General features: G+C 62.5%; 21 protein-coding genes. 10 read left to right on the forward strand and 11 right to left on the reverse strand.

Features of this window, described 5'->3' with window-relative positions:
- Positions 1 to 97 precede the first annotated feature (97 nt).
- The 5 genes from BMY68_RS17630 to BMY68_RS17650 all read left to right on the forward strand — a co-directional run bounded on the left by BMY68_RS17630 (position 98) and on the right by BMY68_RS17650 (position 7880).
- Positions 98 to 394 (forward strand): hypothetical protein, encoded by a 297-nt coding sequence (locus BMY68_RS17630; RefSeq protein ID WP_007926068.1) that lies wholly within the window; start codon positions 98 to 100, stop codon positions 392 to 394.
- 302 nt (positions 395 to 696) lie between these two features.
- The gene (locus BMY68_RS17635) at positions 697 to 2502 is read left to right on the forward strand and encodes a phenylacyl-CoA dehydrogenase (RefSeq protein ID WP_009045909.1); all 1806 of its coding nucleotides are present in this window, start codon (positions 697 to 699) and stop codon (positions 2500 to 2502) included.
- 218 nt (positions 2503 to 2720) lie between these two features.
- Entirely contained in the window at positions 2721 to 4013 is a 1293-nt protein-coding gene (locus tag BMY68_RS17640) for a GGDEF domain-containing protein (protein ID WP_009045908.1), read from the forward strand.
- Between the two features lie 90 nt (positions 4014 to 4103).
- Positions 4104 to 5900, forward strand: a complete 1797-nt coding sequence (locus BMY68_RS17645; protein WP_085533110.1) for an acyl-CoA dehydrogenase C-terminal domain-containing protein — start codon at positions 4104 to 4106, stop codon at positions 5898 to 5900.
- Positions 5901 to 6101: 201 nt separating this feature from the next.
- Positions 6102 to 7880, forward strand: coding sequence for an acyl-CoA dehydrogenase C-terminal domain-containing protein (locus tag BMY68_RS17650; RefSeq protein WP_085533112.1), 1779 nt, complete (start codon positions 6102 to 6104; stop codon positions 7878 to 7880).
- A 237-nt stretch (positions 7881 to 8117) separates the two neighbouring features.
- Here BMY68_RS17650 and BMY68_RS17655 read toward each other — a convergent pair whose 3' ends face one another.
- On the reverse strand, positions 8118 to 9047 hold the full coding sequence (locus BMY68_RS17655; protein WP_009045905.1) for a LysR family transcriptional regulator: 930 nt from the start codon (positions 9045 to 9047) through the stop codon (positions 8118 to 8120).
- A 102-nt stretch (positions 9048 to 9149) separates the two neighbouring features.
- On the opposite strand from BMY68_RS17655, the gene BMY68_RS17660 reads away from it, so the two are divergent.
- From BMY68_RS17660 to BMY68_RS17680, 5 genes are all read left to right on the forward strand, one after another.
- Complete coding sequence (locus BMY68_RS17660; protein ID WP_007926077.1) at positions 9150 to 9848, forward strand: MOSC domain-containing protein; 699 nt, start codon at positions 9150 to 9152, stop codon at positions 9846 to 9848.
- Positions 9845 to 11128: an aspartate aminotransferase family protein gene (locus BMY68_RS17665; protein ID WP_085533114.1), complete on the forward strand. Its 1284-nt coding sequence runs from the start codon at positions 9845 to 9847 to the stop codon at positions 11126 to 11128. The genes BMY68_RS17660 and BMY68_RS17665 overlap by 4 nt, the downstream gene beginning before the upstream one ends.
- A gap of 278 nt (positions 11129 to 11406) precedes the next feature.
- Complete coding sequence (locus BMY68_RS17670; protein ID WP_053262890.1) at positions 11407 to 11778, forward strand: type II toxin-antitoxin system RelE/ParE family toxin; 372 nt, start codon at positions 11407 to 11409, stop codon at positions 11776 to 11778.
- Entirely contained in the window at positions 11756 to 12076 is a 321-nt protein-coding gene (locus BMY68_RS17675) for a helix-turn-helix domain-containing protein (protein ID WP_007926083.1), read from the forward strand. The genes BMY68_RS17670 and BMY68_RS17675 overlap by 23 nt, the downstream gene beginning before the upstream one ends.
- A 127-nt stretch (positions 12077 to 12203) precedes the next feature.
- A complete protein-coding gene (locus BMY68_RS17680) occupies positions 12204 to 12362 on the forward strand; it encodes a YqaE/Pmp3 family membrane protein (protein ID WP_003228885.1) in 159 nt (52 codons plus the stop codon).
- Between the two features lie 50 nt (positions 12363 to 12412).
- On the opposite strand, the gene BMY68_RS17685 is transcribed toward BMY68_RS17680, so the two are convergent.
- The 10 genes from BMY68_RS17685 to BMY68_RS17730 form a co-directional block, all read right to left on the reverse strand.
- Positions 12413 to 14254, reverse strand: coding sequence for a S9 family peptidase (locus tag BMY68_RS17685; protein ID WP_085533116.1), 1842 nt, complete (start codon positions 14252 to 14254; stop codon positions 12413 to 12415).
- Complete coding sequence (pqqE, locus tag BMY68_RS17690; protein WP_085533118.1) at positions 14220 to 15392, reverse strand: pyrroloquinoline quinone biosynthesis protein PqqE; 1173 nt, start codon at positions 15390 to 15392, stop codon at positions 14220 to 14222. Before pqqE ends, BMY68_RS17685 begins: the two co-directional genes overlap by 35 nt.
- On the reverse strand, positions 15364 to 15639 hold the full coding sequence (pqqD, locus tag BMY68_RS17695; RefSeq protein ID WP_009045900.1) for a pyrroloquinoline quinone biosynthesis peptide chaperone PqqD: 276 nt from the start codon (positions 15637 to 15639) through the stop codon (positions 15364 to 15366). Before pqqD ends, pqqE begins: the two co-directional genes overlap by 29 nt.
- A complete protein-coding gene (gene pqqC, locus BMY68_RS17700) occupies positions 15636 to 16388 on the reverse strand; it encodes a pyrroloquinoline-quinone synthase PqqC (protein ID WP_085533120.1) in 753 nt (250 codons plus the stop codon). The genes pqqD and pqqC overlap by 4 nt, the downstream gene beginning before the upstream one ends.
- A gap of 137 nt (positions 16389 to 16525) precedes the next feature.
- Positions 16526 to 17437, reverse strand: coding sequence for a pyrroloquinoline quinone biosynthesis protein PqqB (gene pqqB / locus BMY68_RS17705; RefSeq protein WP_053262888.1), 912 nt, complete (start codon positions 17435 to 17437; stop codon positions 16526 to 16528).
- A 71-nt stretch (positions 17438 to 17508) separates the two neighbouring features.
- The gene (gene pqqA / locus BMY68_RS17710) at positions 17509 to 17583 is read right to left on the reverse strand and encodes a pyrroloquinoline quinone precursor peptide PqqA (RefSeq protein ID WP_009045898.1); all 75 of its coding nucleotides are present in this window, start codon (positions 17581 to 17583) and stop codon (positions 17509 to 17511) included.
- 156 nt (positions 17584 to 17739) lie between these two features.
- Complete coding sequence (gene pqqF / locus BMY68_RS17715) at positions 17740 to 20205, reverse strand: pyrroloquinoline quinone biosynthesis protein PqqF (protein ID WP_085533122.1); 2466 nt, start codon at positions 20203 to 20205, stop codon at positions 17740 to 17742.
- Positions 20206 to 20253: 48 nt separating this feature from the next.
- Positions 20254 to 21048, reverse strand: coding sequence for a carbon-nitrogen hydrolase family protein (locus tag BMY68_RS17720; protein WP_007926096.1), 795 nt, complete (start codon positions 21046 to 21048; stop codon positions 20254 to 20256).
- Between the two features lie 109 nt (positions 21049 to 21157).
- Positions 21158 to 22840, reverse strand: a complete 1683-nt coding sequence (locus tag BMY68_RS17725) for a flavin monoamine oxidase family protein (protein WP_062824422.1) — start codon at positions 22838 to 22840, stop codon at positions 21158 to 21160.
- A 235-nt stretch (positions 22841 to 23075) separates the two neighbouring features.
- Positions 23076 to 23537, reverse strand: coding sequence for an Lrp/AsnC family transcriptional regulator (locus tag BMY68_RS17730; RefSeq protein ID WP_007926099.1), 462 nt, complete (start codon positions 23535 to 23537; stop codon positions 23076 to 23078).
- Between the last annotated feature and the right edge of the window lie 57 nt (positions 23538 to 23594).

Below are 23594 nucleotides of genomic sequence, written 5' to 3' on the forward strand. Positions count from 1 at the left end.
TGGTAAGGCACTGTGCCATTAGTGTTTTTGACGGGTCTTTTCCTGATGCGTCTGGTTCAATAGCCGCTGTTCATTCCTTGCAGGGTCGAATTCTCCCATGGAAATTTCCGGGAATACCGCTTTCTACGCCGGCCTGAGTACCGTGCAGACCGGGCAGAATCGTGTCGATCAGGCCGCCAGCCAGATCGCCAATACGACCATCGAACGTTCTGTCGCCAGCCAATCTTCCGAGGTTCAGGTCGAGCGCCTGCGGTCTGTCGATCGCAGCCAGCAATCGGACCTGGCCAGCAATATGGTCGAGATGGCCATGGGCAAGGTTCAGGCGGAGCTGGGTGTGAAAGTCGCCAAGGCCGCCGATGAAGTGCTCGGTACGCTGATCGACACCTACGCTTGACCCTCCTTCGGTAGCCCTGCCTATTTTTGCGGGCAGGGTGACCCGCGCAAGAACACCCTGCACAGCCCCATCTTCCGTCTTGCTGGCCTGCCAGCTCCTACACTCTATTCAGCTTCCGAATATTTCACGGCATTCGCTGTGGGCCTTTGCGTGCAAGGCCTGCAGAGGATCGATGACGAACGGTGTTTGCGTGGCGCTTGACAAGGTTTGGGCGTAAACGTATGTTTCAAACAACTGTTTGACCGCCACAATAAATCAACGCGGTCGTTCATTCCCGGTTACATCAGCAGAGGTTTATCGCTATGCCTGACTACAAGGCCCCCTTGCGTGATATTCGCTTCGTTCGTGACGAACTGCTCGGCTATGAAGCGCACTATCAGAGCCTGCCGGCTTGCCAGGACGCTACTCCAGACATGGTTGACGCCATCCTCGAGGAAGGCGCGAAGTTTTGTGAGCAGGTACTGGCCCCTCTGAACCGTGTGGGTGACCTGGAAGGCTGCACCTGGAGCGAGTCTGGCGTTAAGACCCCGACTGGCTTCAAAGAGGCCTACAAGCAATTCGTCGAAGGCGGCTGGCCAAGCCTGGCTCACGATGTCGAGCATGGCGGTCAAGGCCTGCCGGAGTCCCTGGGCCTGGCTGTCAGCGAAATGGTCGGCGAAGCCAACTGGTCGTGGGGCATGTACCCAGGCCTGTCCCATGGCGCGATGAACACCATCTCCGAACACGGCACGCCTGAGCAGCAAGAGGCTTACCTGACCAAGCTGGTATCCGGCGAGTGGACTGGCACCATGTGCCTGACCGAACCGCACTGCGGCACCGACCTGGGCATGCTGCGTACCAAGGCCGAACCTCAGGCCGACGGTTCCTACAAAGTCACCGGCACCAAGATCTTCATCTCGGCCGGTGAACACGACATGGCCGACAACATCGTCCATATCGTTCTGGCCCGCCTGCCGGATGCACCGGCTGGCACCAAAGGTATCTCGCTGTTCATCGTGCCGAAGTTCCTGCCGAACGCCGATGGCACTGTCGGCCAGCGCAATGCCGTGAGTTGCGGTTCCCTGGAACACAAGATGGGGATCCACGGTAACGCCACCTGCGTGATGAACTTCGACGCGGCCACCGGTTTCCTGATCGGCCCGGCGAACAAAGGCCTGAACTGCATGTTCACCTTCATGAACACCGCTCGCCTGGGTACCGCGCTGCAAGGCCTGGCCCACGCCGAGATCGGTTTCCAGGGCGGCCTGAAATACGCTCGCGATCGTCTGCAAATGCGTTCCCTGACTGGCCCGAAAGCGCCGGACAAGGCCGCCGACCCGATCATCGTGCACCCTGACGTACGTCGCATGCTGCTGACCATGAAGGCTTTCGCCGAAGGCAACCGGGCCATGGTCTACTTCACCGCCAAGCAGGTCGACATCGTCAAGTACGGCGTGGACGAAGAAGAGAAGAAGAAAGCCGACGCACTGCTGGCCTTCATGACTCCGATCGCCAAGGCCTTCATGACCGAAGTCGGTTTCGAATCCGCCAACCACGGCGTGCAGATCTACGGTGGCCACGGTTTCATCGCCGAGTGGGGCATGGAGCAGAACGTTCGCGACAGCCGCATTTCCATGCTGTACGAAGGCACCACCGGCATCCAGGCGCTGGACTTGCTGGGCCGTAAAGTGCTGATGACTCAAGGCGAAGCCCTGAAAGGCTTCACCAAGATCGTCCACAAGTTCTGCCAGAACAACGAAGGCAACGAGTCGGTCAAAGAGTTCGTCGCACCGCTGGCTGCACTGAACAAGGAATGGGGCGAGCTGACCATGAAGGTCGGTATGGCGGCCATGAAAGATCGTGAAGAAGTCGGTGCCGCGTCCGTGGATTACCTGATGTATTCCGGTTATGCCTGCCTGGCTTACTTCTGGGCCGACATGGCACGCCTGGCTGCCGAGAAGCTGGCTGCCGGCACCACCGAAGAGGCGTTCTACACCGCCAAGCTGCAGACCGCGCGCTTCTACTTCCAGCGCATCCTGCCGCGTACCCGCACTCACGTGGCGGCCATGCTGTCGGGTGCCAACAACCTGATGGACATGAAAGAAGAAGATTTCGGCCTGGCTTACTAAGCCCTACCGGCATCTCTTCAGAGGCCGCTTCTCCTTCGGGAGAAGCGGCTTTTTTGTGCGCGGGATGAATCTGAAAATAATCCGACTAAAACGTTAAGAAGAAGCCGATCCCTGCCGTTACAGAAGTGGCAATGTGACATGCATCACATTTGTGCTGTTTAACCATGCCAGGTGAAGGCATAGTGCCATCTACTGTTTAACCGCGTCGGAGCTTTACCTTGCCGCGTTCTTCTGCTGTACGTTTCAGCCATTTTCTACCGTCATTGTTACTCTTGCTTGCGGGGCTCGCGGCTGCCTACGTCAAGGATCTCAACGTCTTCTTCACCTCGCTGTTCAACGTCTTGCCGACCCTGGTGCTGCTGCTCGGCGGTGCTTATTGCGCGGTGTATCGGCGCCAGCGTGAACTGTTCCTGATGGTCACGGTGTACATCGCCTATTTCCTGCTCGATACCCAGACCGACTATTACCGCGACAACGGCAAGGTGCGCGAAGATGCGGCCGTGGTGTTCCACTTGGTCTGCTTGCTGCTGCCGCTGCTGTTCGGCCTGTTTGCGGCCTGGCAGGAGCGTACCCACCTGTTCCAGGACATGGTGGCGCGCTTTGCCGTATTGCTCGCCTTTGGCAGCGTGGCGCTGGGCCTGGAGCAGAGTTATCCCCAGGCGCTGCTGGCCTGGCTGGCGGAAATCCGTTGGCCGGCCCTGCACGGCGCCTGGATGAGTCTGATCCAGTTGTCGTACCCGGTGTTTATCGCCGCCTTCCTGTTGCTGGCGATCCAGTACTGGCGCAATCCACGCCCGCTGCATGCGGCGCAGCTGGTGGGGCTGCTGGGCCTGTTCTGGATGCTGCCCAAGACCTTCATCCTGCCGTTCACCCTGAACATCATGTGCAGCCAGGTGATGCTGATGATCGCCGCGGCCGTTGCCCACGAGGCCTATCAGATGGCCTTCCGCGACGAACTGACCGGCTTGCCGGGGCGTCGCGCCTTGAACGAGCGCATGCAGCGCCTGGGTCGCAACTACGTGCTGGCGATGAGCGATGTCGATCACTTCAAGAAATTCAACGACACCCACGGCCACGATGTGGGCGACCAGGTGCTGCGCCTGGTGGCCAGCAAACTGTCGAAAGTCAGCGGCGGCGGTCGTGCCTACCGTTATGGCGGCGAGGAGTTTGCGGTGGTGTTCGCCGGCAAGACCCTCGAGGAATGCATGCCGCACCTGGAGGTCATTCGCGAGACCATCGCCAACTACAACATCCAGTTGCGCAATCAGGAGAACCGCCCCCAGGACGACCAGCAGGGGCGTCAGCGCCGGGGTGCGGCCGCGGCATCCAGCGTATCGGTGACCGTCAGTATCGGCGTCGCCGAGCGGCAGATGGAGCACCGTTCGCCCGAGGAGGTGCTCAAGTCTGCCGACCAGGCGCTGTACAGCGCCAAGGGCGCGGGGCGTAACTGCGTCATGGCCTTCGGTCAGAACCGCCGTGGCGCGGTGCGCATGGACACCGCTGCGGGTTGAGTGATAGCGGCGCATTCAGCGTCTGGACTGTAATTGGCAGGTCGGATGAGCGGCAGTAGGTTGGATTGATCTGCTGCCGGAGAAACGACCATGCCCGAGTACAAAGCTCCCCTGCGCGACATGCGCTTTTTGATCGATCACGTCTTCGACTTTCACACCAGCTACGCCGCCCTGGGGGCCAGCGATGCCAGCCCGGACATGGTGGCCGCGATCCTCGAAGAAGGGGCGAAGTTCTGTGAAAACGTGCTGGCGCCGTTGAACCGCTCCGGCGATGAAGAGGGCTGCCATTTCGACAATGGCGTGGTCACCACGCCCAAAGGCTTCAAGCAGGCTTTCGCCCAGTATGTAGAAGGCGGCTGGCACGGCCTGGCGGCGGACCCGAACTACGGAGGCCAGGGCCTGCCGCATTCGCTGGGGCTGGTGATCAGCGAGATGGTCGGCTCCAGCAACACTTCCTGGGGCATGTACCCGGGCCTGACCCACGGCGCCATGTCGGCGATTCACGCCCATGGCAGCGAAGAGCAGAAGCAGACCTATCTGAGCAAGCTCACCGCTGGCCAGTGGACCGGCACCATGTGCCTGACCGAAGCTCATTGCGGCACCGACCTGGGCATCATCAAGACCCGCGCCGTGCCCCAGGCCGACGGCAGCTATGCGGTCTCCGGCAGCAAGATCTTCATCTCGGCCGGCGAGCACGACATGAGTGAAAACATCATCCACCTGGTGCTGGCCAAGCTGCCGGATGCGCCGGCGGGCACCAAGGGCATTTCGCTGTTCATCGTGCCCAAGTTCCTGCCCAACGCCGACGGCGAGGCGGCCGAGCGCAATGGGGTGAGTTGCGGCTCCATCGAACACAAGATGGGCATCAAGGCTTCGGCCACCTGCGTGCTCAACTTCGATGGCGCCAAGGGATTCCTGATCGGTGAGGCCAACAAGGGCCTGAACTGCATGTTCACCATGATGAACCACGCACGCCTCGGTACCGGAATGCAGGGCCTGTGCCTGGGCGAGACCAGCTTCCAGGGCGCAATCAAATACGCCAACGACCGTCTGCAGATGCGCTCCCTGACCGGGCCGAAGGCGCCGGACAAAGCCGCCGACCCGATCATTGTCCACCCCGATGTGCGGCGCATGCTGCTGACCATGAAGGCCTTCAACGAAGGTAATCGCGCCCTGGCCTATTTCACCGTGCAGTTGCTGGATGTGGCACACCTCGCTGCCGATGAAACCCAGCGCCAGGATGCCGAGAACCTGTTGGCTTTCCTGACACCGATCTGCAAGGCCTTCATGACTGAAACCGGGCTGGAGGTGACCAACCACGGCATGCAGGTGTTTGGCGGGCATGGCTTCATTCGCGAATGGGGCATGGAGCAACTGGTGCGCGACTGCCGCATCGCCCCGATCTATGAAGGCACCAACGGCATCCAGGCCCTGGACCTGCTGGGACGCAAGGTGCTCGGCAGCCAGGGCAAGTTGCTGATGGGCTTCACCAAGATCGTCCACAAATTCTGCGCGGCCAATGCCGAGCATCCACAACTCAAGGGTTATGTGACGCAACTCGACGGGCTCAACCGGCAGTGGGGCGCGCTGACCACCAAGGTCGGGATGGCGGCGATGAAGAACCCCGACGAAGTCGGCGCCGCGGCGCTGGATTACCTGATGTACAGCGGTTACATCATCCTCGCCTACCTGTGGCTGCGCATGGCGCTGGTGGCCCAGGCCCGGCTCGACGCCGGTGAAGAGGATGCCGATTATTGCCAGGCCAAGCTGGCGACCTGCGAGTTCTACTTCAAGCGCTTGCTGCCGCGTACCGCGGCCCATCTGGCGGCGATCGAGGCGGGCAGTGACTGCCTGATGAAGTTGCCGGCGGAGCTGTTTGCGCTCTAGGTTTTCATGTAATCGTCCATCGCGGGCAAGCCTGCTCCTGCAGATATTTGTGGGAGTGTGTTTGCTCGCGACCTTTGGTGACTAAAAATTACATTAAAGTCATGAGTTGACCCTATGTGTCGCAAAAGTTGTTCGGGTACACTCGAGCTTTCGTAACTGGGGCCGTTCGGGTCCACTTGTTTAGATCTTGCGAGGTTTGCCATGGCTGACTACAAAGCGCCCCTGCGCGATATGCGCTTCGTCCTCAATGAAGTTTTCGAGGTCGCCAAACTCTGGGCCGAACTGCCTGCTCTGGCCGACACCGTCGACGCTGAAACCGTCGAAGCGATTCTTGAGGAAGCCGGCAAAGTCACCGGCAAAAGTATCGCCCCGCTGAGCCGCGGCGCCGACGAAGAGGGCTGTCACTGGAGCGACGGCGCGGTGACCACGCCAGCAGGTTTTCCACAGGCCTATCAGACTTACGCTGAAGGCGGCTGGGTCGGCGTCGGCGGCGATCCAGCCTATGGCGGCATGGGCATGCCCAAGGCGGTATCGGCCCAGGTCGAGGAAATGGTCAACTCGGCCAGCCTGTCGTTTGGTCTGTACCCGATGCTGACCGCGGGCGCCTGCCTGTCGATCAATGCCCACGCCAGCGAAGAATTGAAGGCGGCCTACCTGCCGAACATGTATGCAGGCGTCTGGGCCGGCTCCATGTGCCTCACCGAGCCGCATGCCGGCACCGACCTGGGCATCATTCGCACCAAGGCCGAGCCGCAGGCCGACGGCTCCTACAAGGTCAGCGGCACCAAGATCTTCATTACCGGCGGTGAGCACGACCTGACCGAGAACATCATCCACCTGGTGCTGGCCAAACTACCGGACGCACCGGCGGGGCCGAAGGGCATTTCGTTGTTCCTGGTGCCGAAGTTCCTGGTCAACGCCGACGGCAGCCTGGGGGCACGCAACCCGGCCAACTGCGGTTCGATCGAACACAAGATGGGTATCCAGGCCTCGGCCACCTGTGTGATGAACTTCGACGAAGCCGTCGGTTACATCGTCGGTGAGCCGAACAAGGGCCTGGCGGCAATGTTCACCATGATGAACTACGAGCGTCTGGGCGTTGGTATCCAAGGCCTGGCCTCGGGTGAGCGTTCCTATCAGAACGCCGTGGAATACGCCCGCGATCGCCTGCAAAGCCGTTCGCCGACCGGCCCGCAAGCCAAGGACAAGGTCGCTGACCCGATCATCGTGCACCCCGACGTGCGCCGCATGTTGCTGACCATGAAAGCCGCGAACGAAGGTGGCCGCGCGTTCTCCACCTATGTGGCCATGCAGCTGGATACCGCCAAGTTCAGCGAAGACGCGGTGGTGCGTAAGCGTGCGGAAGATCTGGTGGCCCTGCTGACGCCGGTGGCCAAGGCCTTCCTCACCGACCTGGGGTTGGAAACCACGGTTCACGGCCAGCAGGTTTTCGGCGGCCACGGCTACATCCGTGAATGGGGCCAGGAGCAGCTGGTGCGCGATGTGCGCATTACCCAGATCTATGAAGGCACCAACGGCATCCAGGCGCTGGACCTGGTCGGGCGCAAGATCGTTGGCAGCGGCGGGGCGTTCTACAAGCTGTTCGCTGACGAGATTCGCCATTTCACCGCGACCGCCAGCGCCGATCTGGCCGAGTTCACCAAGCCGTTGAACGACGCACTGGATAACCTGGACGAACTGACTGCCTGGCTGCTGGATCGGGCCAAGACCAATCCGAACGAAATCGGCGCGGCCTCGGTCGAATACCTGCAAGCATTCGGATACACGGCGTACGCCTACATGTGGGCGTTGATGGCAAAAGCCGCCCTAGGCAAGGAGTCGCAAGACGATTTCTACGCCAGCAAGCTGGGTACCGCGCGCTTCTACTTCGCCCGTCTGCTGCCGCGTATTCACTCGCTGAGCGCATCGGTGAAGGCGGGTAGTGAGTCACTGTTCCTGCTGGATGCGGCGCAGTTCTGAGCATGGCTACGTCATGTAAGCATTCTCTTACATGACGTGCTGCTAATCACCCATATCGGCAGATTGGATCCAGAGCTAATCTACTTCACATGGACGTCGCGCAGGAAGCGCAAAGCAATAACACGGACACGTAGGATTCCGCCAGGATGGTGGAGTGAAAAGGATGTCAGGGAAACAGTCTGCAAAGCCCCGCTTCGGCGGGGTTTTCTTTTGTCCGCGTTTTTTATCTGCGCTGCTTCAACCCAGCCCTTCCAGCGTCGCCGGGCCTGTCATCCGCCCATCCGGGCCGCTCATCTCTTCTTCCAGCAAGGTTCGCAGCAATTCCAGGGTTGCCTGCTGACGCTGCACATCACGACATACCAGCCCCACTTTCAACGGCACCCTTGGTTCGCTCAGCGGTTTCCATAGCAGGTCCGTATGGCTGTGGGTCTGCCGCGATCGCCCCGGCAAGACCGTCGCCAGGCGGGTGTTGGGCAAGCTGTCGAGAATCCCCGCCATGTTGTTCAGCTCCGCCTGCACTTGCGGCCGGCGTCCGAGGTTGGCCAGTTGCGCCTGCCAGATCTGGCGTATCTGGAACTCCTCGCCCAGCAACAGCATGGGCAGCTCCGCAGCCTGGCTCATGGAGACCTTCTTGAATTCGCGCAGGGGATGTTCGGCAGGAATCACCAGGGTCAACTCGTCTTCGTAGAGCTGCACACCGTGCAACCCTGGCTGGCGCGGCGGCAGATAACTGATGCCGATATCCAATGAGCCATTGAGCAGGCGCCGTTCGATTTCCAGGCCGGTCAGTTCGTAGATCTGCACCACCAGATGTGGCTGGGCCTTGCGCACCCGCTCAAGCATTTGCGGCACCAGGCTGCTGTGCACGGTTTGCAGTACGCCGATCGCCAGCGTACGCAGGGCCTGGCCCTTGAAGTTGCCCAGGGCTTCACGAGCCCGTTGCATGCCGTCGAGCAAGGGCAGGGCATGGTTGTAAAGGGTATGGGCTGCCAGGGTCGGCAACAGGCGCTTGCTGCTGCGCTCGAACAGGCTGACATCGAGGTTCTGTTCCAGCTGACGGATCTGTTGCGAGAGCGCGGGTTGGGAGATCGACAGGCGCTCGGCGGCTCGTCCCACGTGACCTTCTTCATACACCGCGACGAAATAACGCAGTTGTTTAAAATCCATAAGTTCTGCTTATCGAAAAAGCTGGAAAATCGAAATGGCTCGATAGGCCGCAGAGGCCTAGTCTAACCCCTATTCACAGGGCTTACAGGGCCAGAAGGCGAGATGAATACCGTTTACGTGGATGGTGTTTACATAGGCAAGGCAAAAAACCTCGGACAGGGTTTGATCAGTGATACGGACAAACGTCCGGTTGCAAACCGACTCTGGTTATGGCCGCAGGGCCTGGGCAGCGACGAACACGGCGACCCGCGCTTTCATACCGGCCCGGAGCGGGCGCTGCACCATTACCCCGCCGAACACTACAGCTACTGGCGCAAGCGTTATCCACAGATCGACTGGTGTGCCCCGGCCTTTGGCGAAAACCTGTCTACCCACGGCCTGACCGAGGAGCAGGTCTGCCTCGGCGATATGTTCCGCTGGGGCGGCGCGCTGCTGCAGGTCAGCCAGCCGCGTTCGCCCTGTTATCGCCTGAGCCACCGCTGGGGCATCCCCGACCTGCCGCAACAGGCGCAAAACAATGGTCGCTGCGGCTGGTTCTACCGAGTGCTCAAGCCCGGCTTCGTCAGTGCCGATCAGCCCTTCGAGCTGATCCAGCGCAGTTACCCGGGGTTGACCGTGGCCTGGGCCTTGCGCTGTTTTTATCGAGAACCTCTGGAGCATGCGGGCTTGAAGAAACTGGTGGACTGTCCGGCACTGGCGTCGCGTTGGCGCGACATCGCGATCAAGCGCATGCGCACCGGCCTGATCGAGGATTGGTCCGCGCGCCTGCTGGGCCTGCCACTGCAGGGGTTGAGCGCATGAACCTGTTCAGCCTGCGCCGCCCTCAGGCGAGCCTTGATGATCTGGCGGCCGAGCCCTGCCCGTCGCCGATGAGCGACAACCTTTCCAGTGAGTGCCTGATGCCCAGCGTCCAGCGACCCCACCCAGTGTTTGTACGTGGCCAGGGCTCATGGCTGTGGGACAGCGATGACCGCGCCTACCTCGACTTCGTCCAGGGCAACGCCGCCAACAGCCTTGGCCATAGCCCGTCGGCGCTGGTCAAGGCGCTGACGGCCCAGGCCCAGTCACTGATCAACCCCGGCTCGGGCTTTTACAACCGCGGCATGCTCAACCTCAGCGAGCGTTTGTGCCGCAGCACCGGCAGCGACCAGGCCTATTTGCTGAGCAGTGGCAGCGAAGCCTGCGAGGCGGCGATCAAGCTGGCCCGCAAATGGGGCCAGCTGCACCGCGGTGGGGCCGCGAAGATCATCACTGCCAGCGGCAGCTGTCATGGTCGTAGCTTCGCGGCAATGTCGGCGTCGGCAAGCACCCATATCGCCAATCGCTTCGAGCCACAGCTGGCGGGTTTCAGTCATGTTCCCTTCAACGACCTGCCGGCGTTGCATGCCGCAGTGGACGCGCAGACCGTAGCGATCATGCTCGAGCCGATCCAGGGCGAGGCCGGGGTGATTCCGGCGACCGAGCATTACCTCAAGGGGGTCGAGCGCCTGTGCCGCGAGCTGGGCATCCTGCTGATCCTGGATGAAGTGCAGACCGGCATCGGCCGCTGCGGCACCTTGCTGGCCGAACAAGTCTATGGCGTGCGCGCCGACATCGTGGCCCTGGGCAAAGGTCTCGGTGGTGGCGTGCCCTTGGCGGCCTTGCTGGCGCGTGGCAAGGCCTGTTGCTTCGAGGTGGGTGAGCTGAACGGCACCCATCATGGCAATGCGCTGATGACCGCCGCGGGCCTGGCGGTGCTCGATAGCGTACTGGACAACAGCTTTCTCGAGCATGTGCGGGACAACGGCCAGTACTTGCGCGAAGGGCTGGCCCGCCTGGCTAACCGTTATGCCCAGGGAGAATTGCGCGGGCAGGGCTTGTTCTGGGGCCTGAGCCTGGCCGACGACTCGGCCGAGGCCGTGGTCAAGGCGGCCCGCTACGAAGGTCTGTTGCTGGCCGCAACCCAACCGGACTGCCTGCGCTTTACCCCGGCGTTGACGGTGAGCAAGGCCAACATCGACGAAATGCTGCTGCGCCTGGCGCGGGCCTTTTCGCGAGTACGCACCGCGCAGCTGCAATGCCGCAAGGGGCTGGTGGTTTGAAGCCTGGCCTGGTCCCGCCACTCCCGATCTTGCACTGACAGAAATTCCCGAACCGTCTCGCGGTATAACGCATCGCCCCGTGTCCGATCTTTCGCACGGGGCGTTTTTTTGTCTCGGGCTTTTGCAAAACCACCATCAGGCCTTGAAGGCCATCATCCAGGCAAGGTTCCTTAGGCTCATCCACCAGGACGGTGGGGGGCTGCTGGGGCGCAAGACCACCGGGCAGCCTGGGTTGAATACATATACCACTGAGTGGTATGTTTTTGGGAAGGGAAGCCATGACAATCAGGTTGTTCAAAACCAAAGGTTTTGCTGTTGCGGCTAAAAAAGCCTTGATCCATGACGACCAGTTGCTGGCCGCATTCAGCGAGTTATGCAAAGGCCAGGCTGATGACCTGGGTGGCGGGGTCTGGAAAAAACGCCTGAACGCCAACCGCCATCGTTCGATCGTCCTGGCCAGGGGGCGGCGCTACTGGGTGTTCCAATTCCTGTTCGCCAAGCAGGACCAGAGCAATATCAGCCACCAGGAACTGCAGGCATTCCGCGCGCTGGCCAAGGCCTACGAAGGGCTGGATGGCTGGCAGGTCCAGCAGCTACTCGAGATGAAAGCGTTTGTGGAGATCAGACATGAGCAAGCCATTCAAGACTGAAGCCCTTGAATCGATACACGAGTCGGCCAGTGCCCTGCACGCCATCGGCGCCATCGGCAAAACCACCATGCGCCAGTTCGATGAGGCATGTATCGCGCCAGTACCGGCGAATATTCCGGCGGAGCAGATCAAGCTGCTGCGCGAGCGTAGTAACGTCAGCCAGCCGGTCTTTGCCCGCTACCTGAACACCAGCGCGTCCACGGTGAAGCAGTGGGAGTCTGGCGAGAAGCACCCGAGCGGCATGGCGTTGAAACTGCTGAGCATCGTGCAGAAGCACGGCCTTGAAATACTGGCGTGAGCCGGCACTGAGACACCGGCCAGCCTGGGGATCTGGCCCTTGGCCAGAATCGATTGAACCCTGCCGAACGCCATGGGTCGATTAGCGGTGAGGCTCATACGAGTCGATTGCTATCAGGAGCTGCCCCATGGACTTTATCCGCATCATCATCGCCATTCTGTTACCGCCATTGGGCGTGTTTCTGCAAGTGGGGTTCGGCGGCGCGTTCTGGCTGAATATCCTGCTGACCCTGTGCGGCTACATCCCGGGCATCGTGCATGCGGTGTACATCATCGCCAAGCGCTGAGCCTGGCGCCCGCTCCGCAGAGGAGCGGGCTGGTTCCCCTTGGACGCCGATTATTCCGGTGCGTCCGTCTGTTCCATTACCTGCCGATAAAACAGCCATTCCTGTTCCAGGGCGTGCGCCTGATTGGCGGCCTTGCGAAAACCGTGGCGCTCGTCCGGGTAATAGTGCGCTTGGGCCGTAATGCCGTTGTCCTGTAACGCCTTGAGCATGTCCCGGGTCTGTTGGGGCACTACCACGGCGTCGAGTTCACCCTGGAAGAAAACCACTGGCACGCGGATATTGCCGGCATGCAGCAGTGGGGTGCGGGCCTTGTAGCGTTCGGCATCCTGGTCGGGGTCGCCGATCAGCCAGTCAAGGTAGTCGCCTTCGAACTTGTGGGTGTCTCGCGCCAGGGCCACGGGGTCGCTGACGCCATACAGGCTGGCGCCGGCACGGAACACATCGGCGAAGGCCAGGGCGCAAAGGGTGGTGTAGCCGCCGGCACTGCCACCGCGGATGAACGCCCGGTCGCCATCGATCAGGCCTTGTCGGGCCAGATACGCGACCACTGCGCAGGCGTCCTCCACATCCACTTCGCCCCAGCTCAGGTGCAGGGCTTGCCGGTACTCGCGGCCATAGCCGGTGCTGCCGCGATAGTTCAGGTCGGCCACGGCGAACCCCCGTTGCGCCCAGTACTGGATACGCGGGTCGAGTATCGGATAACAGGCTGAGGTGGGGCCGCCGTGGATGAACACCACCAGCGGCGGCCGGTCGTCATCGCTCATGGCCGGGTAGAAAAAGCCGTGGGCCTCGCCCTGGCCGCTGGGGTAACGCAGGGTTTGCGGGCGGCTGATCTGCTCGGGCAGCAGAGGCGCCACGCCGCCAGCCAGGACCTTGACCTGCTGTGATTGGCGGTCAATGGCGATCACCGCGGACGGACTCACAGGCGACGCCGCGATGCAGTAGATAAACCGTTCATCCAGCGCCAGGTTGCGGAAGCGGCTGTAGTCGCCGCTGAAGTCCTGTTGCTCACCCTCGGCCAGGCGCAGCCCCAAGCGGCCAAAACCGGCTTGCGTCCAGGTACCCAGCCAGCTGTCGCCGCCCAGCGGCAGCCAGGTGCAGCCGCCCAATTGCCAGGGCGCCGGGGCGTGATCGGCGGCGGCGCAGGGCAGCGCTTGCAGGCCGCTTGGGGTTTCACCCCAGGGTTGCCAGAAGCCGGCGCGGTCGGTCAGGCAGTACAGCCGCCCGGCTTCATCGAAACATGGTTGTTGCAGCGACTCTTCCTCGCCATCGCCGGCCAGGCACCGAGGGTCATCCCAGCGGTCGTTGGCCAGGCGCTCGGCGACCATCAGGCGGGTCGAGGTCCAGGGCTGATGCGGCCGATCCCATTCGATCCATGCCAGGCGCTGGCCGTCCGGGCTCAAGGTGGGCGCCGCGTAGAAGTCCGCCCCTTCGGCCAGCAGCTGGCGTTTTCCGCTACCGGAGTCGATGGCCACCAGGCAATGCCGGTTGTTGTGCTCTTCCACCGCCAGCACCTGGCCGGCGGCGAACTGCAGGTCGCCATAACGGCACTCGCCGCAGGTCAGGGCTACCGGCGCTTCGCCTTGCAGGGACTGTCGGTAGAGCTGCTGATCAGCCTCGTTGACGAACACTAGCCCGTCATCGCTCAGGCAAAAGGCGCCGCCGCCGTATTCATAAACCCGGCTGCGCACGCTGAAACCTTGCGGCGTCAGGCAGCGGGCCTGGTGGTCGCGCCAGTGCCAGATCCGGCAGGCGGCGTCTTCGGGGCGGTATTCGTTCCAGAACAGGCCGTTGGCACCGAGTCGCAGCTCGGCGAAATCGATGCCGGCGGCGACGGCTTTGGCGGCGCTGAAGGATTCAGCCCTTGGCGATGAGGCGCGAGTTTCGTTCATTACGGAAGGCCAGTTGTTCGATGGTCTGGGTGGCGTGCTCGGCTTCTTCGCGGGCCTTGAGGATCGCGCCGTGATGGTGCGACTTGCTGCAGACCGGGTCGGCGTTGCTGGCGTCGCCGGTGAGCATGAAGGCCTGGCAGCGGCAGCCACCGAAGTCCTTTTCCTTTTCATCGCAGGAGCGGCATGGCTCGGGCATCCAGTCGTAGCCGCGGAAGCGGTTGAAGCCGAAGGAGTCATACCAGATGTGCTGCATGCTGTGGTCGCGCACATTGGGGAACTGCACGGGCAGCTGCCGGGCGCCGTGGCAGGGCAGGGCGGTGCCGTCCGGCGTGACCGTGAGGAAGATGCTGCCCCAGCCGTTCATGCAGGCTTTCGGGCGTTCCTCGTAGTAATCCGGGGTGACGAAAATCAGTTTGCACGGATGCCCTTCGGCTTCCAGCCTGGCGCGGTATTCGTTGGTGATGCGTTCGGCGCGTACCAGTTGTTCCTTGGTCGGCAGCAGGCCGACGCGGTTGAGCTGGGCCCAGCCGTAGAACTGGCAGGTGGCGAGCTCGACAAAGTCGGCTTCCAGGGCGATGCACAGTTCGATGATGCGGTCGATCCGATCGATGTTGTGGCGATGGGTGACGAAGTTCAGCACCATCGGGTAGCCGTGGGCTTTCACCGCCCGGGCCATTTCCAGCTTCTGGGCGAAGGCTTTCTTCGAGCCGGCCAGCAGGTTGTTCACCTGCTCGTCGCTGGCCTGGAAACTGATCTGGATATGATCGAGCCCGGCCTTCTTGAAGTCGCTGATCTTCTGCTCGGTCAGGCCGATGCCGGAGGTGATCAGGTTGGTGTAGAAGCCCAGCTTGCGCGCCTCGCCGATCAGCTCGGCAAGGTCCTGGCGCACCAGCGGTTCGCCACCGGAAAAGCCCAGCTGCGCGGCGCCCATCTCCCGGGCTTCGCGAAACACCTTGAGCCACTGCTCGGTGCTCAGCTCCTTGCCCTGCTCGGCGAAATCCAGCGGGTTGGAGCAGTACGGGCATTGCAGCGGGCAGCGGTAGGTCAGCTCGGCCAGCAGCCACAGCGGCAGGCCGACTTCCGGTTTGGGCGGTATCGGCGCTGGCGAATCAGCCAAGTTCGATCCAGTGCTGTGCACGGGCGACCTCCATGAATTGCTCGATGTCGTCACCGAGTTCGGGCACGTCGGGGAACTGGACTTGCAGTGCCTGGATGATCGCCGCGACATCCCGTTCGCCGTCGATCAACCCGCCGATCAGCGCGGCGCTCTCGTTGAGTTTGATCATGCCTTCAGGGTAGAGCAGTACATGACCCTTCTGCGCCGGTTCGTACTGGAAGCGGTAGCCGGGGCGCCAGGTCGGGGTCTTGCTGCGATCGAAGCTCATAGGGTGATTCCTTTATGCCAGACCCGTTCTGTGGTGACGCTGTGATACGGCGGGCGGTTGAGTTCATAGGCCATGCTCATGGCGTCGAGCATGCTCCAAAGGATGTCCAGTTTGAACTGGAGAATTTCCAGCATGCGCTCCTGCCCGGCGCGGGTGGTGTAGTGCTGCAGGGTGATTGCCAGCCCGTGCTCGACATCGCGCCGTGCCTGGCCCAGGCGGGTGCGGAAGTATTCATAGCCAGCCGGGTCGATCCATGGGTAATGCTGGGGCCAGCTGTCGAGACGCGACTGGTGGATCTGCGGCGCGAACAGCTCGGTCAGCGAGCTGCTGGCGGCCTCCTGCCAGCTGGCGCGGCGGGCGAAGTTGACGTAGGCATCGACGGCGAAACGCACGCCCGGCAGCACCAGCTCTTGCGAGCGCAGCTGGTCCGGGTCGAGACCGACCGCTTGCCCCAGGCGCAACCAGGCTTCGATGCCACCGTCTTCGCCGGGGGCGCCATCGTGGTCCAGCAGGCGCTGAATCCACTCGCGACGAATTTCCCGATCCGGGCAGTTGGCGAGAATCGCCGCGTCCTTGAGTGGGATATTCACCTGGTAGTAGAAGCGGTTGGCGACCCAGCCCTGGATCTGCTCGCGGGTCGCCTGGCCCTGGTACATGGCCACATGGTACGGATGGTGGATGTGGTAGTAGGCGCCCTTGGCCCGCAGGGCCTGCTCGAATTCGGCGGGGGACATTGCTGTGTCAGTCATTGCGGTTCTCCGCAGGGAGGTCCTGGATCTGTGGTGTCTATTCTGGACTTATCGCGAGCAAGCTCGCTCCTACAGGACAGCGCAATCTTTTGTAGGAGCGAGCTTGCTCGCGATAGACCGCGAAGCGGTCCCGGCAATTACAGCTCGATACTCATGCCGTCGTAAGCCACTTCAACGTTACGCCGCGCCAGCTCCGCGCGTTCGGCGGAATCCTCGTCGAGGATCGGGTTGGTGTTGTTGATGTGGATAAGAATCTTGCGCTGCTCTGGCAACTGCTCCAGCACTTCCAGCATGCCGCCAGGGCCGTTCTGCGCCAGGTGGCCCATTTCCCGCCCGGTCCGGGTGCCGACGCCGCGTCGCTGCATTTCGTCGTCTTCCCACAGGGTGCCGTCCACCAGCAGGCAGTCGCTGCCGCTCATGATTTCCAGCAGCGCCGCGTCGACCTTGCCCAGCCCCGGGGCGTAGAACAGCTTGCCGCCGGTGCGCAGGTCTTCGACGATCAGGCCGATGTTATCGCCCGGGTGCGGATCGAAGCGATGGGGCGAATAGGGCGGCGCGGCGCTGCGCAGCGGCAGCGGGCTGAAGCGCAGGTTCGGGCAGGCCGGGATGGTGAAGCTCCGGTCGAGCTCGATGCGGTTCCAGTCCAGCCCGCCGTTCCAGTGGGTGAGCATGGTGAACAGCGGGAAACCGCTGCTGAGGTCTTCATGGACCATGTCGGTGCACCAGACCTGATGCGGGCAGCCTTCGCGCAGGCTGAGCAGGCCGGTGGTGTGGTCGATCTGGCTGTCCATCAGGATGATTGCGCTGATCCCGGTGTCGCGCAGGGCGCGGCCCGGTTGCATCGGGGCGAAGCCCTGGAGCTGGGCGCGGATGTCCGGCGAGGCGTTGCACAGGACCCAGTTCACGCCGTCATCGGAAATGGCGATCGACGATTGGGTGCGAGCCTTTGCCCGCAGGCTGCCGTCGCGAAAGCCCGCGCAGTTCGCGCAGTTGCAGTTCCACTGCGGAAAACCGCCACCGGCGGCGGAACCTAGAATCTGGACAAACATGGCCGCTCCATCAGGTTAAAGCTGAAAATAAAAACGCCCCGGCGAGCCGAGGCGTTGCACTGCGCGGGCAATCAACGGCTGGCGAAGTACATGGTGACTTCAAAGCCGATACGCAGGTCGGTGTAAGCCGGTTTGGACCAGGACATAGAGGTGCTCCTTCAGGTGGGTGGGACGGTTGAGATCTATACATATAGTCCACCTCCAACTGGAGATGTTCAGATGCTTAGGGGGCTATCTTACTAAATTCCCCCCGGGGAATGACTGCAATTGTTGAAGAAAGCTCGTTGCAGCCAGGGTAACGATCATTTTCCCGCTTGCCAGGGTTCGCCCGGGCAGGCACCGCTGGCCAGGCAGCGCCAGCCGCCTTGCGCCTGCTGCAATTGTTCGGCCGCGAGCAACAGCTGTGGCCGGGGCGCCGCCATGATTTCCTGTTGCAATTGCTCCAGGTAATCCGACGGATGGCCGGCCAGTCGGCCCTGCCAGAGCAGCTCGGCCAGTTGTGCCACGGGCAATGCACGGGCATCGAACTGGGCGGCCAGGTTAGCTTTCAAGTCGTCCAGGGAGGCGTCCTCCAGTGCCTCGATCAACTCGGGCAACTGCGCCAGGAACCCCCGGATATGCTCGAGGATCTCGCTCAGTGACGCGCTGGGAGACTGCACGCCGAACAGCAGGCCGGTCTGGCCATTGATCTGTCGCACACCGCTGAACACTGCATAGCCCAGTTGCAACTCGACCCGCAGGCGCTGATAGAACGGCATCTGGCCAAGCTGCCCCAATAGTCGCCAGGCGGCTTCCTGCTGAAGGGTGGTGTCCGGTGCCGGGCAAAACAGCAGCAGGGCCTGCTCGCCCCCGGAGCTGGTTGCGACCTCATTCCAGTGCTGCTGCGCGGCTATCGAGGGTGGCGCAGAAAGCTGGCTGTCGGCGGTGCCCGGGGCTTTGCTCAATGCCGCGCTGATCGCGCTTTGGGCATGGGCCAGGCCGATGGCCAGGCCATCCCAGTGGGCGCCCTCCCACAGCGTTTGCCAGCCTTGTTCATCCAGTGGATGCGGCTCCTCGCTGGCGGGTATGTCCAGGCAGCGCTCGGGCAGTTCCTGAAGCAATTGGCGGATCGGCAACAGCGGCGCGGGAGCAGTTGGGGGGATTTGCCAGAACGCCGCGCCGGGTTCGCTCAGTTCCAGCAGAGCCTGCTGGAGCATGGCCGGCATCGGTTCGGAAAGCCCCTTCAGCGTCAGCAAACACTGGTTGCCCGAGACACCTAGGGACAGCTCGACGCCCGCCTGAAGTCCGTCATCCCGCAGGTTGCTCAGGTGGTTTTGCAAGCGGTTGCGCAGCTCCTGCGGCAACACGCTTGGCAGGCGCCAGCGCAAGTACAGGGCCGCCTCGCCAGCGTCGTCGGCGATGGCTTGGCTGAAGGTCATCGCCGAGGATTCGCGACGCTGCCGCAAGCGATCCTGGGCGAAGGTGCGCAAGCCGCGGTGGGCGCTGGTTTGCCCGCGAATCAGGCCGGCCCGGGCGGCTGGCGCCGAGCTGCGCAGGAACGGATTGGGCGCAGGCAGTTGCCAGCTGATGTCGCTGGCTGCCGACGGGGCTTGAAGCTGCGACAGCAGGGCCTTGAGGGCCGTGACGCCGCGGTCGGACAGCTGCGGTTCCAACTGCTCGTTGTTCAGTCTTGCCAACGCCAGTGCGCTGGCGACCTGGCGTTGGCGCTGTTGCAGCAGGGCGTATTCGTCGCGCAGTGCCGGCCAGTCGTCCTGGCTGCTGAAAAAGGCCAGCCAATCGAAGAACAACTCACTCACCTGCTCCGGCTGTTGGGCGCCTTGCTCGGTCAAGTCGAACTGGATATGCAGCAGCGCCTGGCCGGCAAACTGATACAGCGGCGCGGCCTTCAACCCTTCGACCAGCTTGCGCTCCTTGAGCATGGCCAGCAGCCCGCCGGATTTGCCGCAGGCCAGCCAGGTGCAGAGAAAATCCAGCGCTTCGCGGGCGGCCGTGGGCAGTTGCTCGCAGGCGAACAGCAGGTTCAGGTGGCGCCCGTCGAGCTGCTGATAATGCTGCTGTGCAGACGTCAGCAAGGGCACCGGGGCTGCTTGCGGTTGCGCTTTACCGACGGCGAGGACGGCGCCAAAACCTTGTGCCAGGGCCTTCAGCTCTTCCAGCGACTGTGGGCCAGCCAGGCTCAGGGACATTTGCCCGCTGTGGTAGTGAGCCTGATAGAAGGCTTGCAACGCCTGTTGAAACGCCGGGCGCGGCACGTTGAGGCTGTAGCGATTGCCGGCGTGGAACGCCCGCAGGGGATGCTCCGTGGACAGGCCGTCGAGCAAGGCCAATTGCCGTTGCGCCGCGGCATCCCGCGACCAGGCGATGAACTCCGCGTGCAGCACCTCGCGCTCGCGCAACTGGTCTTCCTGGCTCATGCGCGGGTGGGCGAGCATGTCGGCCAGGCGCTCCAGCCCGCCGGCGAAATCCGCGGGGGGCAGTTCGAAGAAGAAGTCGGTGTGGCGTTCGCCGGTGCTGGCGTTCACCTGGCCGCCGTGGCGTTGCACATAGGCCATCAGGCCCTGTTGCGCGGGAAAACGCTCGGTGCCGAGAAACAGCAGGTGTTCGAGAAAGTGCGCCAGCCCGGGCCAGGCCAGCGGTACGTCGTGACTGCCGGCCGAGACCCGCAGGGCTGCCGCGCAGCGCTTCAATCGAGGGACATGGTGAAGTGAAACCCGCAGGCCGTTGGCCAGGGTTTCCCGATGAGGCAGAGGGTGGTTCAGCGCGGGCATGAGCACTTCCAGAACAGTGAAGCGCCCATGCTAGCGGATAACCCCGGATCAGCGCTTGTTCAGGTCGTCGTAAAGCTCCGGGCGACGGTCATGGAAGTAGCGGTTGGCGGCGCGGGAATCGAGCATCAACTGACGGTCCAGCGTGCCGGTTATCAGGGCTTCATCCAGCCCGGCGAGGGCAATCCGCTGGCCGTCGGGGGCGGCGATGCTGCTCTGGCCACAGTAGTGGATCTCGTCTTCGTGGCCGCAGTAGTTGGCGTAGGCCACATAACATTGGTTTTCGAAGGCGCGCGAACGCACGGTGACATCGGCGATGAAGTCGTAAGGCAGCATGTTGGCGGTGGGCACCAGAATCAGTTCGGCCCCGGCCAGCGCCAGGCGCCTGGCGTTCTCCGGGAATTCGATGTCGTAGCAGATCAGGAAACCGAGCTTCCAGCCGTTGAGTTCCACCAGGGGGAAATCGTCTGGACCTGCGCTGAACATCGAGCGGTCGAGATCGCCGAACAGGTGGGTCTTGCGGTAGTTGCACAGGCGCTGGCCGTTGCGGTCGATCAGTTGCACGGCGTTGTAGATCTGGCCGTCGTCGGCGCGTTCCGGGTAGCCATACAGAATCGCGATACCCGCCGACTGGGCGACATTGGCGATGTATTGTGCCGACGGGCCATCCTGGGCCTCGGCCAGGGCGCCCACCGCTTCTACGCCGATGTTGTAGCCGCTCAAGAACATCTCCGGCAGCACCAGCAGGTCGGCGCCGGAAGCTTCCACGGCGACCTTCTGCAGGCGTTGCAGGTTGCCGGCGACATCCAGCGGTTGTGGGGCACATTGATAAAGCGCTACACGCATGGTGATGACTCCTCTGTGCGCTGGACTGTCACTGTAGCCGTTGCCGCGGGCTGCTCAAAGGCGACGAGCGTTGCGCTCGATCGCAGCCAGCGGCAGCGGCTACAGGGTTTCAGTCGGCCAGGGCGATGGGGCCGATTTCGTGGAACACGTCGCCCGGGCCCGGGTTTTCGGCGTGGGTCTGCCCGCCGAAGTGCTTCATGATGCCCCAGACCGCGTTGAGCGAGGTCTGTACCGCGCCCTCGACCCAGGCCGGAGTCCAGGACACATCGTCGCCGGCAATGAAGATACCGCGCTGCTCGGCGGGCAGGTCGTCCTGCATGAAGTGCGCGTACATGCGCTGGTTATAGCGGTAGTGGCCGGGTAGCGCGCCCTTGAACGCGCCGAGGAAGTGCGGATCGGCTTCCCAGGACACAGTGATCGGATCGCCGATGATGCGTCCCGCGATATCGACTTTCGGGTAGATCTTCTTCAGGGCGTCGAGGGCCAGCTTGACCCGTTTTTCCACCGGGTGCGGCAGCATCTTCAGGGCGTCGCTCATCCACGAATAGGACAGGCAGATGACCCCAGGCTTGTCGTCGCCGTTATCGAACAGGTAGGTGCCGCGAGTCAGGCGATCGGTGAGGGTCATGCTCATCAGGTCGCGACCGGTTTCCGGGTCTTTGTCTTTCCAGAACGGCCGGTCGACCATGACGAAGGTCTTCGACGATTGCATGTAGCGGGTGCGGTCCAGGGCCATCCACATCTTCTGCGAGAACAGCGACTCTTCGCATTCGATCTGGGTGGTCAGCAGCCAGCTCTGGCAGGTGGTCAGCACTGCTGCGTATTCGCGGGTATCGCCCCAGTTGTCGGTGACGCTGAAGCGGCCATCGGCGGCTCGGGCGATACGTTTCACCCCGGGACGCGGCGCGCCATGGTGCAGCGAGCTGAGGCTGGTGCCTTGTGGCCAGTGGGCGCAGCGCTCCGGCACATGGCGCCAGATGCCCAGCGGCACCTGCTCGACACCGCCGACCACCAGGTGCTGGTGATCGTCGCAGTTGGTCATCACCACACGGAAGATTTCCAGCATCGAATTGGGGAAATCCGAATCCCAGCCGCCGGTGCCGAAACCAACCTGGCCGAACACTTCGCGGTGATGGAACGACAGCTTGGCGAAGGCCTTCGAGGTGGCGACGAAGTCATAGAAGGTGCGGTCGTCCCACAACGGCACCAGGGTGTTCCACAATTCCTTGAGGCGCGGTACGTCGCGCTCGCGGATGGCCTGCTGGATTTCGCTGAAGCGCGAACCGTCTTCCAGGGCATCGGCCCAGGCGTCGGCCACTTCCTGGAACAGCGCCGGCAGGTCGGCGAGCTTCTGCGCGTAGTGAGTCTGGCCTTCGAGGTCGATCACCGTGCTGCCGGAAGCCGGGGTCAGCGGGTTGGGAAAGGGTTTGGTCTCCAGACCCAGCTTGTCGACGTAGTGATAGAAGGCCGTGGAGGACACCGGAAAGCGCATGCCGCCCAGTTCGGCAATGATCCCTTCGGCGCCTTCGAACGCCTGGGAGCGCAGCCGGCCGCCCATTTTCGAGGCTTCGTACACCACGGGCTTGAGGCCCAGCTTCATCAGCTCGTAGGCCGCCACCAGCCCGGCGATACCGGCACCGACAATCGCCACTTCGGCGCCATGGTTGGCTTCGGGAATGCTGCCCAGGCCGGCGGGGTGCTCGATCCAGTCGTCGAAGGCGAACGGGAAGTCCGGGCCGAAAATGGTGATGGGTTTCTTACCGTCTGCAGGATGGCGATTGTTCTTGTTCATGGCTGACCTTGCTGGCGACTCGAGCAGAGCGCTGAGTATAGGAAAAGATGGCAGCCATTCTAGGGAGCGTTGCTTACGTTAATAAGACGCAAAGTGTCGTCGTTTTGAATGATTTTATTTCAATCTGACGATGTTTTTTAGCTAACTGACGAGAAATCTCTGTAGCCGCTGCCGAAGGCTGCGATCGAGCGCGAAGCGCTCGCAAAACAGCGGGTTACCGTGCCTGGAAAAACCTTCAGACGGGCTGCCCACGGTCGATCTTGCTGCTGAGAATGATCGAGGTGGTGGTCTTTTCCACACCGTCGACGCTGCCGATCTGGTCAAGCAACTGGTCCAGCTGTTCCGGCGAATCGGTGCGCAGCCAGGCGACATAGTCGAATTCCCCACTGACCGCGCAGAGCTGCTGGACCTGGGCCATGGCGCTCAGGCGCCGCAGGACCTCCTTGCCGGAACGCGGCTGCACCTTGATCCCGACGTAGGCCTGCAAGCCGCCATCGATGACCCGCTGACCCAGGCGCACGCCATAACCGGTAATCACCCGCGCCTTTTCCAGCCGCGCCAGGCGCGAGGTCACGGTGGTACGGGCGATCCCCAGCTGCCTGGCGAGCATGGCCACGCTTTCGCGGGCATTGATCTGCAGGGCCGCGATCAGTTGGCGGTCGATTTCGTCGAGGACGGGAGGGCGGCTGTCAGACAAGGTGAACTCCGGCGCGGGCAACGGTGGCCGAGCATGTTACAGGCTCGCTGGGGGCGA

The sequence above is a fragment of the Pseudomonas sp. NFACC41-3 genome (assembly GCF_900109505.1).
GTDB classification, from domain to species: Bacteria; Pseudomonadota; Gammaproteobacteria; order Pseudomonadales; family Pseudomonadaceae; genus Aquipseudomonas; species Aquipseudomonas chlororaphis.

Coding starts and splice junctions, on each gene's coding strand:
- BMY68_RS17630 (WP_007926068.1), top strand. CDS start 98: ATGGAAATTTCCGGGAATACCGCTTTCTACGCCGGCCTGAGTACCGTG.
- BMY68_RS17635 (WP_009045909.1), top strand. CDS start 697: ATGCCTGACTACAAGGCCCCCTTGCGTGATATTCGCTTCGTTCGTGAC.
- BMY68_RS17645 (WP_085533110.1), top strand. CDS start 4,104: ATGCCCGAGTACAAAGCTCCCCTGCGCGACATGCGCTTTTTGATCGAT.
- BMY68_RS17650 (WP_085533112.1), top strand. CDS start 6,102: ATGGCTGACTACAAAGCGCCCCTGCGCGATATGCGCTTCGTCCTCAAT.
- BMY68_RS17655 (WP_009045905.1), bottom strand. CDS start 9,047: ATGGATTTTAAACAACTGCGTTATTTCGTCGCGGTGTATGAAGAAGGT.
- BMY68_RS17660 (WP_007926077.1), top strand. CDS start 9,150: ATGAATACCGTTTACGTGGATGGTGTTTACATAGGCAAGGCAAAAAAC.
- BMY68_RS17665 (WP_085533114.1), top strand. CDS start 9,845: ATGAACCTGTTCAGCCTGCGCCGCCCTCAGGCGAGCCTTGATGATCTG.
- BMY68_RS17670 (WP_053262890.1), top strand. CDS start 11,407: ATGACAATCAGGTTGTTCAAAACCAAAGGTTTTGCTGTTGCGGCTAAA.
- BMY68_RS17675 (WP_007926083.1), top strand. CDS start 11,756: ATGAGCAAGCCATTCAAGACTGAAGCCCTTGAATCGATACACGAGTCG.
- BMY68_RS17680 (WP_003228885.1), top strand. CDS start 12,204: ATGGACTTTATCCGCATCATCATCGCCATTCTGTTACCGCCATTGGGC.
- BMY68_RS17685 (WP_085533116.1), bottom strand. CDS start 14,254: ATGAACGAAACTCGCGCCTCATCGCCAAGGGCTGAATCCTTCAGCGCC.
- pqqD (WP_009045900.1), bottom strand. CDS start 15,639: ATGAGCTTCGATCGCAGCAAGACCCCGACCTGGCGCCCCGGCTACCGC.
- pqqC (WP_085533120.1), bottom strand. CDS start 16,388: ATGACTGACACAGCAATGTCCCCCGCCGAATTCGAGCAGGCCCTGCGG.
- pqqB (WP_053262888.1), bottom strand. CDS start 17,437: ATGTTTGTCCAGATTCTAGGTTCCGCCGCCGGTGGCGGTTTTCCGCAG.
- pqqF (WP_085533122.1), bottom strand. CDS start 20,205: ATGCCCGCGCTGAACCACCCTCTGCCTCATCGGGAAACCCTGGCCAAC.
- BMY68_RS17720 (WP_007926096.1), bottom strand. CDS start 21,048: ATGCGTGTAGCGCTTTATCAATGTGCCCCACAACCGCTGGATGTCGCC.
- BMY68_RS17725 (WP_062824422.1), bottom strand. CDS start 22,840: ATGAACAAGAACAATCGCCATCCTGCAGACGGTAAGAAACCCATCACC.